The organism is Rhodanobacter lycopersici, assembly GCF_040812335.1.
In the GTDB taxonomy this organism is placed as follows: domain Bacteria; phylum Pseudomonadota; class Gammaproteobacteria; order Xanthomonadales; family Rhodanobacteraceae; genus Rhodanobacter_A; species Rhodanobacter_A lycopersici.
This window is the reverse complement of the sequence record NZ_JBFOHK010000005.1, coordinates 145,437-161,259: the sequence shown is the minus strand read 5'-3', so window position 1 is coordinate 161,259 and position 15,823 is coordinate 145,437. Positions and strand designations below refer to the sequence as shown.

The following is a 15,823-nucleotide window of genomic DNA, read 5'->3' as shown; positions in this document are numbered from 1 at the left end:
CGAATACCCTCAAATCCAGCTGCCATGCGCCCTGCAGCGGCGAAATAGCCATCCGGGCGCGCACGCCGAATCCGCAATAAACGACAAGTCCCGATGACTGACAAATCCCGTCCGCAGGAAATGCTGTTTCGCCAATTATTTTCGATTATCAATCTTCAATTGACAGACCAATTCATTTTTTGCCGGCATTCGCGCATGCAACGCCGGGCACGAAATTGCGATACCGTGATCGCCTTCATGTCGGCCAACTGGCGGGTATTCCGGCAAGGGCAGGGCAACCCTGCCCGACATGACGACCCGAAGCGTCATTCGAGGAGCAACCGCGATGCGCCGAATCCTGTCCGCGTGGTGCGCGACCGCCCTGGTCGCCTCCCTGTCCGCCCAGGCGGCCGAGCTGCCCACGGTGCCACGCGAGCAACCCGCGCTGTACGCGCTGGCAACCGCACCGAGCGAAGCGGAGCTGCGCGCCACGATCACGCAGCTGGTGGGTTTCGGCACCCGTCACACGCTGTCCGACACCCGCTCCGACACACGCGGCATCGGCGCTGCACGACGCTGGGTGAAGGCGCGCTTCGAGGCGATCTCGCGCGACTGCGGCGGTTGCCTCGAGATCATCACGCCTGCGCAGGTGGTCACCGGCCAGCGCATCCCGCAGCCGACCGCGGTGATGGACGTGGTGGCGATCAAGCGCGGCAGCACGGATCCGCAGCGCGCGATCGTGATCACCGGCCACCTGGATTCGCGCGTCAGCGACGTGATGAACGCCAACAGCGACGCGCCCGGCGCCAATGACGATGCCTCCGGCGTGGCCGCGCTGATCGAGGCGACGCGATTGCTGTCGAAGCAGGACAACCGCGCCACCCTGGTATTCAGCGTCGACTCCGGCGAGGAGCAGGGCCTGTATGGCGGCAAGGTCATCGCCGACTATGCCGTGGCCCATGGCTGGCAGGTCGAAGCCGAGCTCAACAACGACATCGTGGGCAACAGCCGCGGCCAGAACGGCGCGCGCGACAACACCGTGGTGCGGGTGTTCTCCGAAGGCACCAAGAGCAACGAGACGCCCGCGCAGGCGACCTACCGGCGCTATCACGGCGGCGAGGTGGATTCGCCCTCGCGCAACCTCGCCCGCACCATGGCAACGCTGGCCGACGCCTACCTGCCCGACTTCCGCGTGCACATGATCTACCGCACCGACCGCTACGGCCGCGGCGGCGACCAGGTGCCGTTCCTGGAGGCCGGTTATCCGGCGGTGCGCGTCACCGAAGCGCACGAGGATTACACGCGCCAGCACCAGGACCTGCGCACGCAGGACGGTGTGCGCTACGGCGACACCATCGACGGCATCGACTTCCGCTACCTGGCGCGGGTGACCGCACTCGATGCGATCACCATGGCCGCGCTGAGTCGCGCGCCGGCACCGCCCGCGGCCGTGGATATCCACGGTGCACTGGCCACCGATACCACGCTGGACTGGCACAAGGTGCCGGGCGCCGCCGGCTACCGCGTGCACTGGCGCGATACCGCCGCGCCGCTGTGGCAGCACGCGCTCGCGGCGGGCGATGTCGACCATTACGTGTTGCAGGACGTGGTGATCGACGACTGGTTCTTCGGCGTGTCGTCGGTTTCCGCCGACGGTTACGAGAGCCCGGTGGTATTCCCGGGCTACGCTGGCAGCTTCGAGCGCTCGCCGCCTGCTGCAGCGGCGAAACCCTGACGCTCAGCCTCCGCTGGAAGACGGCATGGCCGGATGCGGCTCGTCGCTCTGCGGCGGCGCTCCCGACGATGCCGGCTCCGCGACGGCGGGCTTCCTGTCCGTCCTGGCATGCGGGTGATGCGCCGGCGTCTTGCCGCCGGCCGATTGATCGTCGGAGGGCGCGCCTTTCGTGTACACGACCTGCTTGTCGCCCTCGCACTGGCCGACCACCTTGCCGTCCGTCACCGGCTCGTCGTGCGGCGCCACCGTGAGGGTGTAACCCTCCAGCCCCTTCGCCTTCAGCTTCGCGTCGATGCTCGACTTCACCGCATCGCACGAGGCGTGGACCAGCATCGGCGCCGTCAGCAGCGCCAGCGCGACAAATGCACCCCGGGTTTTCATCGACGGATCTCCATGAGTCGAAAACCCTATCAAACCGCGCGGCCAATGAAATCCGCGTCGACAATGGCCAAACACGCCTGGCACTGGCTCTCAGAGCCTGTTCAAAGCCTCCGCGTGGCCCGCGCCGGGAGCCGTTTGCGCGCAGGCCAAGGAAGAAGGAGGAAGTGGACGTCCATCCACGACTGAGGGATGGCGCAGGCATGCGGGCAAACGGACCCGGCCCTTCGGGTTGCGTTGCCATGGCCGCCAGGCGGCAGCGCGCAGCTTGGCCTGCCAGCCAGGCAGGCGCTGCGCCACGCACTACCACCTGGCGACCATGGCAAGGCAACGCGAGCTACACGGAGACTTTGAACAGGCTCTCAGTGCGCCGTCTCGTCCAGCCGCACACCGAGTTGCGCCAGCCGGCGCAGGCCCTCGTCGCTGGGGAGCAGCGCGCGGCTGCGCTGGCTGCGGCGCAGCCAGCCGACATCGAGCATGGCGCCGGTGATCGCCACGCCGAGCGGGCCGCCTACGTGCAGCCTGCGTTCGGTCCAGTCGAGGCAACCGCGGCCGGCAAGGCGCAGCAGCTGTTCCGGCGAAGGCTCGACGAGGCCGGCCGCCGCCAGTGCTTCGGCACCTGCCGTCGCCAGATGCATGCCCCGACTGTCGCCGAGCAGCCAGCCGCGGCTCATCCATGCCTCGCACATCGCCACGCCGAGGCGTCCGGCCAGGTGCCGGTAGCAGGTGCGTGCACGGCACAGCGCCTGATCGCTGCCCTGCGGCCGCGGCACCCGCGGCGCACGCGGCAATGCCATCGCTTCCAGCCACGCCGCCACCTCGTCGTCGGCCAGCCGGTAGTAGCGGTGCCGGCCTTGCTCGTGCACGGCAAGCAGGCCGCCATCGAGCAGGCGCTTCAGATGCGCACTGGCGGTGGCCGCACCCACGCCGGCAACGCGCGCCAGCTCGCCGGCCGGGCGGGCGCTGCCGTCCATCAGCGCCAGCAGTATCGCCGCGCGTGCCGGCTCCGCCAGCAAGGCGCCGAACTCGGCCAGCTGGTAGCGATTGGGCATGTTTGCGCGGCTCATGCGCGCAGTGTAGTGCCCGCCCTGCCCGCTCGTTTCGCCGCGCGGCGAAGCATCCATCGGCTCATCCGCCGACACTGCCGGCATGGACATCCATCGTGCTCCCGACACGCTGCAGATCCGCCCGTCGATCCTGTACTTCGGCACGCCCGTGCTGCTGATCACCACACGCAATCCGGACGGCTCGGCCAACATCACGCCGATGTCATCGGCATGGGCGCTCGCCGACCGCGTGACGATAGGCCTGGCCGGTGGCGGCCAGGGTCTGGCCAACCTGCTGCGCGAACGCGAATGCGTGCTCAACCTCGCTTCCGAATCGATGCGCGAGGCCGTGGAACGGCTGGCGCCCACCAGCGGCCGCGATCCGGTACCGGCGTGGAAGCGCGGCTATCGCCACGAGGGGGACAAGTTCGCCCTGGCCGGCTGGCACGCGCTGCCTTCCGCGCTGGTGGGTGCGCCGCGCATCGCCGAAGCGCCGCTGCAACTGGAGGCGCGCCTGCTCCGCGCCATCGAACGCCCGCTGGATGCCTGGCGCGACGATGCCGGTGGCTACACGACGCTGGAACTGGAAGTGTGCCGCGTGCATGCGCATGCCGACATCGTGGTACCCGGCAGCTCGCACATCGACCCGCGCCGCTATCGCCCGCTGTTCTACGTGTTCCGCCACTACTACGGGGTGGGACCGGCGCTGGGCCGCACGTTCAAGGCCGAGGTGTAGGAGCGTGGGCGTCAGCACGCAGGCCAGTGGATGGAGAGCACCCCAGCCCGGCCCTTCCCTGCAAGCAGGGAAGGGAGTCGACGGTCGCGATGTGCGGCATCAGGTGCCGCGCGGCTTGGCCCGGTGCGTGGGCGTGGCGGTCCACGGATCGTCGGGCCACGGGTGTTTCGGGTAGCGTCCCTTCAGCTCCTTCCTCACCTCGGGATAGGTGCGCTCCCAGAAACCGCGCAAGTCCTGGGTGACCTGGATCGGCCGGCCGGCCGGCGACAGCAGGTGCAGGGTCACCGGCACGCGGCCGCCGCCCACACGCGGGGTGTCGGCGAGGCCGAACAGCTCCTGCAGCTTCACCGCCAGCACTGGCGGCGCGTCCGGCGCGTATTCCAGCCGGCGCATCTGCCCGCTGGGCACCGGCAGCGCATCGGGCGCCTGCGCGTCCAGCGCCTGGCGCTGCGGATGGTCGAGCATGGCCGACAGCGCCTGTGACAGCTCCTCTGCCGTCAGCGCGTCGAGCCGGCGCTTGGCATGCAGGTACGGCGCCAGCCAGTCCTCCAGCGTGGCGAGCAGGTGTCCGTCGGAGACGTCGGGCAGGCCCAGTTCCGGCATCCAGCCGCGCAAGGCCTGCATGCGCAGGCGCAGGCGGCCCGCGTGTTCGCTCCACGGCAGCGCATCCAGTCCCTTGCTGCGGATCGCTGCCAGCAGCGCGGGCAGCGCGTCCTCCGGCTGCACCGGCACGCTGCGGCGTTCCAGCACGATCGCGGCGTAGCGGTATTCCTCGAACGCCTCCACCGCATCGCGTGCATCGTTCCAGCGCAGCGCGCGTTCGCGCACGAAGCACTGCGGGTAGTCGCGTTCCAGCGTGCGCGGATCGAACGGCGCAGCGGCGAGGATCAGGCTGTCGCGCGCCTCGAAGCGCAGGTCCAGCGCCACCAGCCACGGCTCGCCCAGCAGCGCGGTGTTTTCGTGCAGGCGAGCGCCGCGGCCGTTGGCCAGCGTGTAGCGCAGGGGATTGGCCTCGTCGCGGCGCGCGATGCGGTCGGGGAAGGCGTGCAGCAGCAGATCGCCCACCGCATGGCTGTCCGGCGTGCCGCTGGCGGCGCTGCGCACGTCGAGGCGACGGCGCCAGCCTTTCGAGGCTTGCTCGATCGCCGCCAGCGCGCCGGCATCGGCGCCATGGCTGCGGCGGTCGCGCCAGGCATGCAACGCAGCCACGCGTACGCGGAAGTCGTCGCTGCGCCCCTGCTCGCCGCGCAGCGGCGAGCGCGCCTCCATCAACGCCAGCAGGTCGGCCACCAGCGGCCGCAGGTTTTCCGGCGCGCGCAGCGCGGCGGCACCGAGCCGCGGCGTGGCGCCCAGTTCCAGCATGCGCCGGCCCAGCGCGGCGATGCGGCTGTCACCGTCCAGCGCGCCAAGATTCGCAAGCAGCCCGCGCGCCTGCGCCAGCGCGCCGGACGGCGGCGCATCCAGCCAGCGCAGGGTGTCGCTGCTGCTCGCCGTGATACCCCAGGCCGCCAGCTCCAGTGCGAGGCCGGACAATTCCGCCTGCGCGATCTCCGCCGTGCGCGCGGGATCGAGCCGCTTGCTCTGCGGCCACAGCCGGTAGGCCGTGCCTTCGGCCACGCGACCCGCACGGCCCGCGCGCTGGTCGGCCGAGGCCTGCGAGATGGCCACGGTTTCCAGCCGCGTGAAACCGGAATTCGGATCGAAGCGCGGCTCGCGTGCGAGACCCGCGTCGATCACCGCGCGGATGCCCGGCAGGGTGACGCTGGATTCGGCGACGTTGGTCGCCAGCACGATGCGGCGCGTGCCTGGCTCGGCCGGCGACAGCGCCGACTGCTGCTCGGCCAGCGACAGTTCACCGTGCAGCGGCACGATCTCGATACGCGTGCTTTCCCCTCTCCTTCCGGGAGAGGGTGCCCCGACAGGGGCGGGAGAGGGTACGGGCGAAGCGCGGCGTCCCGCTTCGCCCGTACCCTCTCCCCCAATCCCTCTCCCGGAGGGAGAGGGGAGCAAAGGCCCCCCGTCGCGCGCAACGGTTTCTTCGAGCATCGCTTGCGTCCGCGCGATCTCGCGCCGCCCCGGCAGGAAAGCCAGCACGTCGCCATCGTTCTCCGCCAGCGCCTGCCGCGCCACACGGGCAAGATGATGTTCCACGCTTTCCTGCGTCCGCGCCGGCGGATGCTCGACGCGCACCGGGAAACTGCGGCCGGGACTCGTGAGCCGCGGCGCATCCAGCCAGCGCGCGATGCGTTCGCCCTCCAGCGTGGCGGACATCACCACGAGGCGCAGCTCCGGCCGCAGCGTGGCCTGCACGTCCAGCGCCAGCGCAGCGCCGAGATCGCCGGCGAGATGGCGCTCGTGGAATTCGTCGAACAGGATCGCGCCGATGCCGGCCAGCTCGGGATCGTCCTGGATCAGGCGGGTGAGGATGCCTTCGGTGACCACCTCGATGCGCGTGGCCGCGCCCACTTTCGACTCGAAGCGGATGCGGTAGCCCACCGTCTGCCCAACCTCATCACCCAGTTGGCGCGCCATGAATTGCGCGGCGGCGCGCGCGGCGATGCGACGCGGCTCCAGCACCACGATCTTCCTGCCGTCCAGCCACGGCGCATCAAGCAGGGCCAACGGCACCTGGGTGGTCTTGCCCGCGCCGGGCGGCGCCTCCAGCACCAGCCGCGGCGTCGCGGCGAGCGACGCGCGGATGTCGGGAAGGAGTGGGGTGATCGGGAAGGTCGGCGCGGCGGAACTCATGGCGCGCCGATGATACCGGCTGCCATGAGCCTGCCTGGCTCAATGCTGCAACGGTGCCGTCTGCGTCGCATTCGCCGGTGCCGGCACGGTCACTCCCTTCGCCGCCCGCTCCGCCTGCAGCGGCTTCAGCGATTCGAAGCCCTGCTGGTAGTCGTCGGTGATCTGGCGGGCCTCCTCGCTGTTGCGGATCACGCGCGGGGTGATCAGCACGATCAGTTCGGTGCGGTTGCGGCTGCGGCTGGTGCTGCCGAACAGGCGCCCCAGGATCGGGATGCGGTTGAGCCAGGGGATGCCGGTGTCGGTGTTGTCCTGCTCGTCCTGGATCAGGCCGCCGAGCAGCACGGTCTGGCCGCTCTGCACGGCCACCTGGGTGCCGATCTCGCGCTGCGCGATGGTGTAGTTGCCCTGCGCATTTGCAGCGCCCTGGGTGGAGCTGACCTGCTGGTCGATGTCGAGGTAGACCAGCCCGCCGGGATTGACCCGCGGCTGCACGTTGAGGATCACGCCGGTGGGCAGGTAGGTGACGTTGCTGGCCGTGGCGGCGCTGCCCGTGCCGGTGGTCAGGCCGGCGACGAAGGAGGTCTGGTTGACCGGGATCTGGTTGCCCACCTGGATGTGCGCGACCTGGTTGTTGAGCACCACCAGCGACGGCGCCGACAGCGTCTTGGTGTTGCCGCTCTGCTCCAGCGCGTTGATCGCCACCTGGAACTTGCCATTGCTGCTGAGGAAGGAATAGTAGAAAGGCTGGCCGCCATACCCGTTGGTGCCCTGGCCCAGCGCGATCTGGCGATGCGCGCCCGGATAGATGCTGGTGGCGCCGTTGTTGTTGAAACCGGTGCCCGTGGGCGTGCTGTCGGCCAGGCCCTGCAGGTACCATTGCACGCCGAACTGGAACTGGCCGGTGAGGTCGACCTCGAGAATCCTCGTCTCGATCTGCACCTGCAGCGGCACGTTGTCCAGCCGCTTGATCGCCGACTCGATCTCGGCCCACTGCGAGGGCCGCGCGCGCACCAGCAACTGGTTGTTGGAATCCACCGAGCCGATGTGGATGCTACCGTCCTGCGACGTGTACTGCTGATCCTGGCTGGCGGCATTGGAATTGCCGAAGCTGGTGGACGAGGCGGCACTGCCGGACAGGCCACCCGCTCCACCACTGCTGCCATTGTTGCTGCCGAAGCCGCCGAGTCCCCCGGTGCTGTTGCCACCCATTCCGCTCAAGCCGCCTTGGCTGCCGGTCGCGGTATTGCTGCTGCCGAAGCTGCCCGCCGTGCTGCCCATGCCGCTGGCCGAGCCGCGCGCATTGTCCGCACTGCCCAGCGTGCCGCCGGTGAGGCCCGGCCCCACCTCGCCGCCGCCGGAGCCGTTGTTTGCGCCGCCGGCGTAGATCTGCGCCAGATACTTGGCCAGATCCGACGCCTTCATGTTGCGCACGTTGTACACGTAGAGCTGCGGCTGGTTGCCGCCGCCCTGGTCGATGCGGGCGATCCAGTCGCCCACCTCGTCCACATAGTTCGGCTGCGTGCTGATCACCACCAGCGCGTTGGTGCGCTTGATCGGGATGAAGCGCACCATGCCGGCCAGCGGCGTATCGCCCTTAGCGCCGAACATCTCGTCCAGCTTGGGCATCAGCTGTTCCACGTCGGCGTTCTGCAGGTTGAACACGCCCACCGACATGCCGCGCAGCCAGTCCACGTCGAAGGTGCTCACGGTGCGCTGGTAGTTGGCCAGCTCCTCCGGCGTGCCGGACAGCACCAGCAGGTTGCGGGCGGAATCGGCCAGCAGCACCGCATCCGGCCGCGCAAACGGCTTGATCAGCTTCTGCATCTCCGCAGCGGCGATGTAGTGCAGCGGGAACAGCCGCGCCTGCAGGCCGCCCGCGGGTGCCGCTGCGCCGAGATTGGGCACCAGGTTGCCGCCCACCGCCTCCTTCGCCGGCAGCACCACGTAGCTGCCGCCGCGCTCCACCAGCGCGTTGTTGGTCCATGACAGCAAGGTCTCCAGGATCGGCAACGCCTGGCTGGCATCCACCGGTTCGGCGGTGGAGAAGGAGATGTTGCCCTGCACGCCGGGCACGATGGTGTAGTTCTTTTTCAGCAGGTCGCCCAGGATCGCCTTGACCACCGCCTGCACCGGCTGGTTCTCGAAGTTGAAGGTGACCCCGTTCGGCCCGGTCACCGCCGGCCGCGGCCTGGCCAGTACCGTGGGCCGCACGAACTGGCCGCTGCCGCGGCTGATCTGCGGCAGCACGGCGGCATTCGTGGTGCCGGTCTGGTCGTTGTCGAGCGGCAGCGGCGCCGGCACCGGCGCGTGGGTGCCGGCCATGGCCTCGCGCTGCAGCGAGGCGTCGTCCGGTTGCCGCGGCAGGCTGGAGCAGCCGGCCAGCAGGGTCAGTGCCGCCAGCGCGACAGCGCGCGGCAGGCCGGATCGAAGGCGGGCTGGCGGCCGCAAGCGCGCGGAGGTGTGCTGGTGGGACATGGATCAGTGAACTCCTTCGGGGTTCGCGGCCTGGCTGGCGGCACGACGTTGCAGGATCGCGGCCTTGAGCTTGCGCAGACGATCGAGTTGCTGCGGACTGTATTGGGGTGGCGCCTGGCGTGGCGCGTCCTGACTCAGCGACGGCACCCGCTGCACGGTGGCGGTGCCCTCGATGTCGCCCTGCATCGCAGCCGGAGGCTCTGCGGCATTTGCCGACGCGGCCTTCGCGGCATCGATCGGCGCGCCGGCCGGCAGCTTCAATTCGGTACGGCCCTGCGCGGAATCGAGGATCACCGAGCGCGGCCTGACCTCGACCAGGCTCAGGCTGCCGTCGGGTAGCGACTGCCCTTCGCGCAGGCGGAGTTCCCTGTTGCTGCTCTTGTCCTGCAGCAGTGCCATGTGCAGTTGCGGGGTGAGGATGATGCCGGTCAGCCTGAGGTCGCCGAGACTGCTGCCGCCGCTGGCGGCGTGCGCTTCGGGCTTGCGATCGGGGCTGAACAGCGACTGCTGCCAAACCGGCGCGAACTCCGCCAGCGGCAGCGGCGGCGGCAGGCTGGCGTGCTTGCCGGCCGCGGGCGGCAAAGCCGTGGCGCGCGGCGCATCCCAGTGCACGCCGCGGCCGAATCCGGCCAGCAGCGACAACCACAGCGCGCCCAGCAGCAGCGCGACGATCACCAGGATCGGGGTCAGCCGGCGTTGGCTGGCGGCGTTCATGGCGTCGCTCCCGGCATGTCCGCAGCGTCGCCGGACGCGGGCGCCGAGGCTGCGGTGGCAGGTGTAGCGCCGTTCACCGGATGCACGTAGCCGGACAGGGTGAACTGCACTTCCAGCGGCGGCCCGTTGCCCTGCTGCGCCACCACCGGATTGCGGTAGATGTTGAGGTTGTCCACGAACAGATAGGGCGTGCCCTGCTCCAGCGCCTGCAGCACGCCCACCAGCGGTTCGACGTCGCAACTCAGGTTGATGCTCACCGCCGCCTTGCGGTACGGCTCGCCCGCGGCCGTTGGCGGATTGGGCACCGGCATCTTCTGCGTCACCGTGCAGCTGCCGCCCGCGGGGTGCGCGGCCACCGCGTCCACCACGCGCTGCATCAGGTCGGCGGTGGCGGTGTTCGGATCGTCCTCGGGCAGGAACGCGTTGCTGGCGGCCTGGCCGGCGCCCAGCGCGGCGATGCGCCGTTCCAGTTGCGGCTTCTCGGCGATCGCCGCGGCGTAGCGGCTCTGGGTATCGCGCAGATCGTCCATCTGCGCGGCGATGCCACGCAGTGGCGCCACGAACCACCAGTGCAGCAACAGGAAGTAGGCCAGCAGCAGCGCCAGCAGCAACAGGCCGATCGCCGCGATGCGGCTGTCGCGCGGCGTGAGCTTCAGCGCCTTCATGGCACGCTTCCGCCAGCAGCAGGCTGGCCGGCGCCGGCATGCTCCGGCGCCGGCTTGTGCAACTGCGCCACCATGTAGAAACGCTCCTTGCCGGTGGACGGATCGGACTGGATGCTGCCCTGGAAGTTCGCGTTGTCGATCAGCGGCGAGCCCTTGAGCAGGTCGAGCAGCTTCGCCGCCTGCGGGCTCTGGCCCTGGAAGCCGATCTGGCCGCTGTCATCGAGGCTGAAGCGCTCCAGCCACGCGCTGGGCGGCAAACGCCTGGTGAGGTCGAGCAGCACGCCGAGCACCGTGGCGCGCTGCGCCTTGCGCTGCACCAGGAAGCCGGCCGCACCGGCATCGTCCTGCAGCTGCTTGCGCAGGCTTGCCACCTGCTGCGCCTCGCCGTGCATCGCGTCCACCTGCGCCTGCATCTGCGCCAGCGCGTCCTCGCGGTTGTGCAACCAGCTGCCCATCGCCAGGAAGGCCAGCAGCACGCAGGCCGCGGCCAGCGCGAGGTTCAGGCGCAGCCGCGGCCGCGCGTGATGCGACGCCTGCTCCGGCGGCAGCAGGTCGATGCCGAGGCGGCCCGCGCCCTGCGGCAGATCCACCGCGTCGACCGTGATGCCCAACGCCCTGAGGTGGGCCAGCAACGGATCGAGCGTGTCGCGTCGCACCACCAGCAGTTCCACCGCGCAGCGCCCGGCGGCGGCGGCCTGCGCCAGTTCGCGTACCGCGTAATACACCTGAGTGGCATTGAACGGGGTCTGCCGATCCATCTCGTAGCCCGCCACCTGGTGCAGCTTGCCGCGTGCGGCCAACGGCAATTGCAGCACGCGGCGCAGCACGGCATGGGCCGGCAGCAGCAGCGCGAGGCGGCGATCCTCGGGGTCCGTGCCCTGCCAGGCGGCAGCCAATGCGGCCTGCTGCGCGGCGGCGTCCAGGCTGTCGCTCCAGCGCGCCAGCGGTTCGGCGTGGCCGGCGCGGCGCAGCCGCCAGTCGCCATCGGCCTGCTGCTGCAGATGCCAGCCGGCACCATCGGCCAGCACGGCACGCCAGCGCGGCGGCAGCAGCGCACGCAGTTCGCCGCCCCACCAGGCGAAAAAACCCGGCAGCGGCGAGGCGCGCCAACCCTGGCGCGCACGTTCCAGCAGTGGCCGCAGCGTCGGCGTTGCAGCACTCATTCCGCGTCACCCTCCTGCCAGCGCAGCACCGAGTACGGCTGCGCGCCCATCCCGCCCGACTGGAAGCGGATCGTGGCGCGGATCACCGCGCGCGTTCCGTCGGCCAGCTCGGCCTGCGAACGGATACTATGCGTGATTCCGGCGCTCGTGGGGGTGCCGGCCATGGCGTTTCGCTGCCTCGCCGCCTGTATGGCCTGCAGCTGCTGCGGATCGAGCCCGGGAATTGCCGCCAGCGCCAGCGGCGGCGCAGTGTTCGGGTCGGGTATGGTGCGCCCGGACCAGATCGTGATGGCCGGTTCCAGCTGCTGGTACAGCGCCGGCGTCATGCCCAGCACCTGCTGCAATTCCTCGAGGCTCGCGAACGGGCCATGGCGCGGGCCGTAATCGCGGCCGGCCGCCGCATAGGCGGCGCGCCCCCGCTCCACCTGGCCCGGTGCGGTGACGAAGCTGCGCCAGTCCACCACGCTGGCGGCGAGCTGGCCGGCCGCGGCCGTGTCCAGTCCCGCGGCGCGGAACAGGGCCTGCAACACCACGGGCGTGGCGGCATTGAGGTCGACCTTGCCGCCCTCGTCGACCATCGAGACCTGCACCGTGGCGCCATCGAAACGGAACGGATAGACGCGGCCGTCGCCGGCCCAGTGCTGCTTGGCATCCGGGTCCTGCAGGCTGTAGATCGCGCGCATCACGCCCGCCTCGGCGGCGTAATGGGCCTGCGTCTGCGCGAACTGGTAGCGTGTCTGCAGCGCCGCGGTACGCGCCAGCACGGCATAGCCACCGAGCAGGATCGCCAGCAGGGTGCAGGCCCACAGCACCAGCAGCAGGGCCACGCCGCGTTGCCGCGAAAACCGCCTCATCGCCCTCCTCCCAGCGGCATCATGCTGCCCGGCAGCAGGCCGACCCGCCCCACCGCGGCCGAGGCATCGACCCGCAGCGGCACGTCCAGTTCCGGCCAGCCGTAACCACCCTGCGCCTGCAGCCGGATGCGCACCAGCTGCGGCAGGCGGCTGCCATCCGCCCAGTCCTCGCTCCACGGCAGCTCGTGGTTCTGCGCGTCGCGGCCGCGGTAGCTGAAGCAGCCGCTCTTGATGTGGTCGAGCAACACCTGCGGTTCGCCCAGCGGCTTCGGCGGCTGGCCATCCGGCGGCAGCAGCGCCAGGCTCAACTCGAGCCGCTGCGCCCCCTTGCCGTCGTCGACCAGTTTCAACTCCTGCAATTGCGGCCCCAGCTTGCCGAGGTAGCCCGGCAAGGGCGCCACGTAGCGCATTTCGTGCTCGCTGCCCGTGAAGAAGACCGGCCGGCCGTTGTCGTCGCGGGCGATCGGCTGCGCCAGCACCTGGGCGAGCTCGCTGCGCAGGAAACGCTGCGCCGAACCGATCTGGTCGACCCGCGCGATCGCCGCGCTGCCCGAGCGCACACCGTGGATCGCGCTGCGCACACCGGCATACACGCCCACCAGCAGCAACGCCAGCAGGGCCAGCGCGCCCAGCACTTCCAGCAGGGTGAAGCCGTGCTGGCGTTTCATGGCGCACCGGCCGCCACCTGCGGCCGGCCCAGCCGCAGCGTGTCGAAGTGCGCCACCTGCGGATGTACGGCGCTGCCCCACCGCACCGCCAGATCCAGCCGGTACAACTGCAGCGTGGCGCCACCGGCTTGCGCACCGGGGACCTGCCATGGCGTCACGTCCAGCGTCCAGCGGTAGTGGTCATTGAAGCGGCCGCTGCTGCTGCCCGGTGCCACCGGTTCGGTGACGAAGGCGCTGTCCAGCAGGCTGCGCGCCCACAGCGCCGCCTCGTCGTGCGCCGCCGCGTTGCGCGACAGCGTGATCGCGCCGCCGGCCACCTTCATCAGCGCGGCGAAAGCGATCGCCAGCAGCAGCATGGCGGCGATCACTTCGAGCAGGCTGAAGCCGCGCTGGCGTTTCATCGCGCCGCCACCTGGTCCACCACGGCCACCTGCCCGGTGAGCCACGACACATTGATGCGCCACTGGCGCCGGCCGCTCTGCAGGATGATGTGGCCGCCGGTGGAACTGCCGTCGGGAAAAAAGCGGATGCGCCCGGTGTGCGCGTCCGGGCGGTCTTCCAGCGCACTGGTGACGGAAAGTTTCAGGCCCTCGGGCAGGCGCACGTCTTTGCGCTTCGCGTCGCTGTACGTGTCGCTGCGGACATCCACGTCGAAATGCTGCTCCTTGCCCTGCACGATCGCCTGCGCGCGGGTGGCGCGCAGCGCGGCGGCGATCTCGCCGCTCGCCGCATTGATGCGCGCGCTGGCCAGCCCCTGGGTCACCGACACCGCCACCGCTGCCGCCGCGATGCCGATCAGCAGGATCACCACCAGCATTTCCAGCAGGGTGAAGCCGCGGACGCGTCGACGCCCTCCCCTCGCCTGCGCAGGAAGAAGCCGGGATACGCGTGACGGGCCCAGGTACACGGTTCTACTGCCAGTTGCCCACGTCCTTGTCGTAGCCGTCGCCGCCGGGCTTGCCGTCGCGGCCGTAGAAGATCAGGTCGAAATTGCCGTGGTCGCCGGGGTACTTGTAGCCGAAGGGATGGTGCCAGGGATCCTCCAGTTCGGATTCCTTCGCATACGGGCCCTGCCAGTTCGGCGCGTTCGCGGGCTTGGTCACCAGGTCTTCCAGTTGCTGCGGCGGCGTGCCGTTGTCCAGCGCGTAGTTCTCGATCTTCTGGCTGAGCGTGGTGAGCTGCGCCTTGCCCGCGCCGTACTTGCCCTTGTCCAGATTGTTGCTGACATTGGCCACCACCACGGTGGCCACGATGCCGATCAAGGCGATCACCGCGAGCATTTCCAGCAGGGTGAAGCCGCTCATGCGGCGACGGGGGCGGATATGTCTGTACTGCATGGAGTGACCTCGTGGCGTCGTTGTCGGAATCGGGAATCGCGCGCTACTGGATGTTGCTGGTGAGGCTGAGCAGCGGCAGCAGGATCGCCGCCATGATGAAACCCACCAGCACGGTCATCACCACGGTGAGCGCGGGCACCAGCGCGGCAAGCAGGCGGTCGATCGAGCGGCGGCTTTCCAGCTCGAAGGTGTCGGCCACCTTGAGCAGCATGCCGTCCAGCTCGCCGGCCTCCTCGCCCACCTGCACCATCTGCAGCGCCAGGCGCGGGAATACCTTCGACTGCCCCAGCGCGAAGCTGAGCCCGGAGCCTTCCTTCACCTGCTCGTGCGCCTGCAGCAGCGCCGCCTCCAGCGCGCGGTTGGCAGTGACCTGGCACGCGATGGACAGCGCGCTCAGCAACGGCACGCCGTTCTTCAGCAGCGTGCCCAGGGTGCGGGCGATGCGCGCGGTCTGCACCTTGAGCAGCAGCGGGCCGGCCACGCGCATGCGCAGCACGCGGGCATCCCAGGCCAGCCGTGTCGCCGGATCGCGCAGGCGCACGCGCAGCATGAACACGCCGCCGACCACCAGCAGCAGGATCAGCCACCACCACGACTGCAAGGTCTGTCCCAGCACCAGCACCGCCCTGGTGATCCACGGCAACGGCACCTGCATGTCTTCGAAGATCGGCACGAATTGCGGTACCACGTAGGCCAGCAGCAGCACCAGCGAACCCAGCACGCCCACCAGCAGGAAGGCCGGGTAGATCAGCGAGTTGATGATGCTGCCGCGCAATTGTTGCGAGCGTTCGAGGTAGTCGGCGAGCCGGCGCAGCGTCTCCTCCAGCGAACCGCCCGCCTCGCCCGCGCGCACCAGTGCGATGTACAGCTTCGGGAACACGCCGTGTTCCTCGTCCAGCGCCTGCGACAGCGGCGTGCCGCCGCGCACGCGGTCGCGTACGCGCTCGATCAGCCTCTTCGCGCGCTCGCCCTCGGGCAGGTCCATCAGGATGCCCAACGCGCGATCCAGCGGCTGGCCCGCGCCGAGCAGGGTCGCCAGCTGGTGCGTGAACTGCGCCAGCTGGTCGCCCGTGAACGGACCGCGCTTGAACAGCGCGGCAAGGCCGGAGCCGCCACCCATCACATCGGCCGGCTGCGCCTCCAGCGGCGTGTGGCCCTGGTCCTGCAGCCGCGCGATCACCTCGTCGAGGCTGGTCGCCTCCATCTGGCCCTGCAGCAGTTCGCCGGCCTCGCTGATGGCCTTGTAGCGGAACTGGCTCATGGGACTCGATGCCCCCGAGCCAGGCCAAACTCGAGCCGGGGCGAACCCGCACGGCACGTTTGCC

General features: G+C 70.0%; 15 protein-coding genes. 2 read left to right on the top strand and 13 right to left on the bottom strand.

From position 1 onward, the window contains the following. Positions 1-325 precede the first annotated feature (325 nt). Entirely contained in the window at positions 326-1,714 is a 1,389-nt protein-coding gene (locus ABQJ54_RS16800; protein ID WP_367855474.1) for a M28 family peptidase, read from the top strand. Positions 1,715-1,717: 3 nt separating this feature from the next. On the opposite strand, the gene ABQJ54_RS16795 is transcribed toward ABQJ54_RS16800, so the two are convergent. Together ABQJ54_RS16795 and ABQJ54_RS16790 are read right to left on the bottom strand one after the other, a co-directional pair. Next, entirely contained in the window at positions 1,718-2,095 is a 378-nt protein-coding gene (locus ABQJ54_RS16795; RefSeq protein ID WP_367855473.1) for a DUF1161 domain-containing protein, read from the bottom strand. A gap of 359 nt (positions 2,096-2,454) precedes the next feature. Then, a complete protein-coding gene (locus tag ABQJ54_RS16790; protein ID WP_367855472.1) occupies positions 2,455-3,216 on the bottom strand; it encodes an ArsR/SmtB family transcription factor in 762 nt (253 codons plus the stop codon). Positions 3,217-3,241: 25 nt separating this feature from the next. Between ABQJ54_RS16790 and ABQJ54_RS16785 the strand changes: the two genes are divergently transcribed. Then, positions 3,242-3,874, top strand: coding sequence for a flavin reductase family protein (locus tag ABQJ54_RS16785; RefSeq protein WP_367855471.1), 633 nt, complete (start codon positions 3,242-3,244; stop codon positions 3,872-3,874). Positions 3,875-3,973: 99 nt separating this feature from the next. Here ABQJ54_RS16785 and hrpB read toward each other — a convergent pair whose 3' ends face one another. The 11 genes from hrpB to gspF are packed head-to-tail and all read right to left on the bottom strand — an operon-like array spanning position 3,974 to position 15,759. Further along, positions 3,974-6,622, bottom strand: coding sequence for an ATP-dependent helicase HrpB (gene hrpB / locus ABQJ54_RS16780; protein ID WP_367855470.1), 2,649 nt, complete (start codon positions 6,620-6,622; stop codon positions 3,974-3,976). 39 nt (positions 6,623-6,661) lie between these two features. Next, positions 6,662-9,097, bottom strand: a complete 2,436-nt coding sequence (gene gspD / locus ABQJ54_RS16775; RefSeq protein WP_367855469.1) for a type II secretion system secretin GspD — start codon at positions 9,095-9,097, stop codon at positions 6,662-6,664. 3 nt (positions 9,098-9,100) lie between these two features. After that, the gene (locus ABQJ54_RS16770) at positions 9,101-9,811 is read right to left on the bottom strand and encodes a type II secretion system protein, XpsN-like (protein ID WP_367855468.1); all 711 of its coding nucleotides are present in this window, start codon (positions 9,809-9,811) and stop codon (positions 9,101-9,103) included. Next, positions 9,808-10,476, bottom strand: coding sequence for a type II secretion system protein GspM (gene gspM / locus ABQJ54_RS16765; RefSeq protein WP_367855467.1), 669 nt, complete (start codon positions 10,474-10,476; stop codon positions 9,808-9,810). The genes ABQJ54_RS16770 and gspM overlap by 4 nt, the downstream gene beginning before the upstream one ends. Next, complete coding sequence (locus tag ABQJ54_RS16760) at positions 10,473-11,639, bottom strand: PilN domain-containing protein (RefSeq protein ID WP_367855466.1); 1,167 nt, start codon at positions 11,637-11,639, stop codon at positions 10,473-10,475. The genes gspM and ABQJ54_RS16760 overlap by 4 nt, the downstream gene beginning before the upstream one ends. After that, positions 11,636-12,493, bottom strand: a complete 858-nt coding sequence (locus ABQJ54_RS16755) for a type II secretion system minor pseudopilin (protein ID WP_367855465.1) — start codon at positions 12,491-12,493, stop codon at positions 11,636-11,638. Before ABQJ54_RS16755 ends, ABQJ54_RS16760 begins: the two co-directional genes overlap by 4 nt. Next, complete coding sequence (locus ABQJ54_RS16750) at positions 12,490-13,161, bottom strand: prepilin-type N-terminal cleavage/methylation domain-containing protein (protein ID WP_367855464.1); 672 nt, start codon at positions 13,159-13,161, stop codon at positions 12,490-12,492. The genes ABQJ54_RS16755 and ABQJ54_RS16750 overlap by 4 nt, the downstream gene beginning before the upstream one ends. Further along, positions 13,158-13,562, bottom strand: a complete 405-nt coding sequence (locus tag ABQJ54_RS16745) for a prepilin-type N-terminal cleavage/methylation domain-containing protein (RefSeq protein ID WP_367855463.1) — start codon at positions 13,560-13,562, stop codon at positions 13,158-13,160. The genes ABQJ54_RS16750 and ABQJ54_RS16745 overlap by 4 nt, the downstream gene beginning before the upstream one ends. Next, a complete protein-coding gene (locus tag ABQJ54_RS16740) occupies positions 13,559-14,062 on the bottom strand; it encodes a GspH/FimT family pseudopilin (protein WP_437343372.1) in 504 nt (167 codons plus the stop codon). Before ABQJ54_RS16740 ends, ABQJ54_RS16745 begins: the two co-directional genes overlap by 4 nt. A gap of 10 nt (positions 14,063-14,072) precedes the next feature. Then, positions 14,073-14,498, bottom strand: coding sequence for a type II secretion system major pseudopilin GspG (gene gspG, locus ABQJ54_RS16735; protein WP_367855462.1), 426 nt, complete (start codon positions 14,496-14,498; stop codon positions 14,073-14,075). Positions 14,499-14,541: 43 nt separating this feature from the next. Further along, entirely contained in the window at positions 14,542-15,759 is a 1,218-nt protein-coding gene (gene gspF / locus ABQJ54_RS16730) for a type II secretion system inner membrane protein GspF (protein ID WP_367855461.1), read from the bottom strand. Positions 15,760-15,823 lie beyond the last annotated feature (64 nt).

What these genes read in the sequence shown, in the direction of transcription:
- ABQJ54_RS16745 (WP_367855463.1), bottom strand. Translation starts at nt 13,562, where the DNA reads ATGAAACGCCAGCGCGGCTTCAGCCTGCTCGAAGTGATCGCCGCCATG.
- ABQJ54_RS16760 (WP_367855466.1), bottom strand. Translation starts at nt 11,639, where the DNA reads ATGAGTGCTGCAACGCCGACGCTGCGGCCACTGCTGGAACGTGCGCGC.
- ABQJ54_RS16790 (WP_367855472.1), bottom strand. Translation starts at nt 3,216, where the DNA reads ATGGATGCTTCGCCGCGCGGCGAAACGAGCGGGCAGGGCGGGCACTAC.
- ABQJ54_RS16795 (WP_367855473.1), bottom strand. Translation starts at nt 2,095, where the DNA reads ATGAAAACCCGGGGTGCATTTGTCGCGCTGGCGCTGCTGACGGCGCCG.
- ABQJ54_RS16800 (WP_367855474.1), top strand. Translation starts at nt 326, where the DNA reads ATGCGCCGAATCCTGTCCGCGTGGTGCGCGACCGCCCTGGTCGCCTCC.
- gspM (WP_367855467.1), bottom strand. Translation starts at nt 10,476, where the DNA reads ATGAAGGCGCTGAAGCTCACGCCGCGCGACAGCCGCATCGCGGCGATC.
- ABQJ54_RS16785 (WP_367855471.1), top strand. Translation starts at nt 3,242, where the DNA reads ATGGACATCCATCGTGCTCCCGACACGCTGCAGATCCGCCCGTCGATC.
- ABQJ54_RS16770 (WP_367855468.1), bottom strand. Translation starts at nt 9,811, where the DNA reads ATGAACGCCGCCAGCCAACGCCGGCTGACCCCGATCCTGGTGATCGTC.
- gspF (WP_367855461.1), bottom strand. Translation starts at nt 15,759, where the DNA reads ATGAGCCAGTTCCGCTACAAGGCCATCAGCGAGGCCGGCGAACTGCTG.
- hrpB (WP_367855470.1), bottom strand. Translation starts at nt 6,622, where the DNA reads ATGAGTTCCGCCGCGCCGACCTTCCCGATCACCCCACTCCTTCCCGAC.
- gspG (WP_367855462.1), bottom strand. Translation starts at nt 14,498, where the DNA reads ATGCAGTACAGACATATCCGCCCCCGTCGCCGCATGAGCGGCTTCACC.
- ABQJ54_RS16755 (WP_367855465.1), bottom strand. Translation starts at nt 12,493, where the DNA reads ATGAGGCGGTTTTCGCGGCAACGCGGCGTGGCCCTGCTGCTGGTGCTG.
- gspD (WP_367855469.1), bottom strand. Translation starts at nt 9,097, where the DNA reads ATGTCCCACCAGCACACCTCCGCGCGCTTGCGGCCGCCAGCCCGCCTT.
- ABQJ54_RS16750 (WP_367855464.1), bottom strand. Translation starts at nt 13,161, where the DNA reads ATGAAACGCCAGCACGGCTTCACCCTGCTGGAAGTGCTGGGCGCGCTG.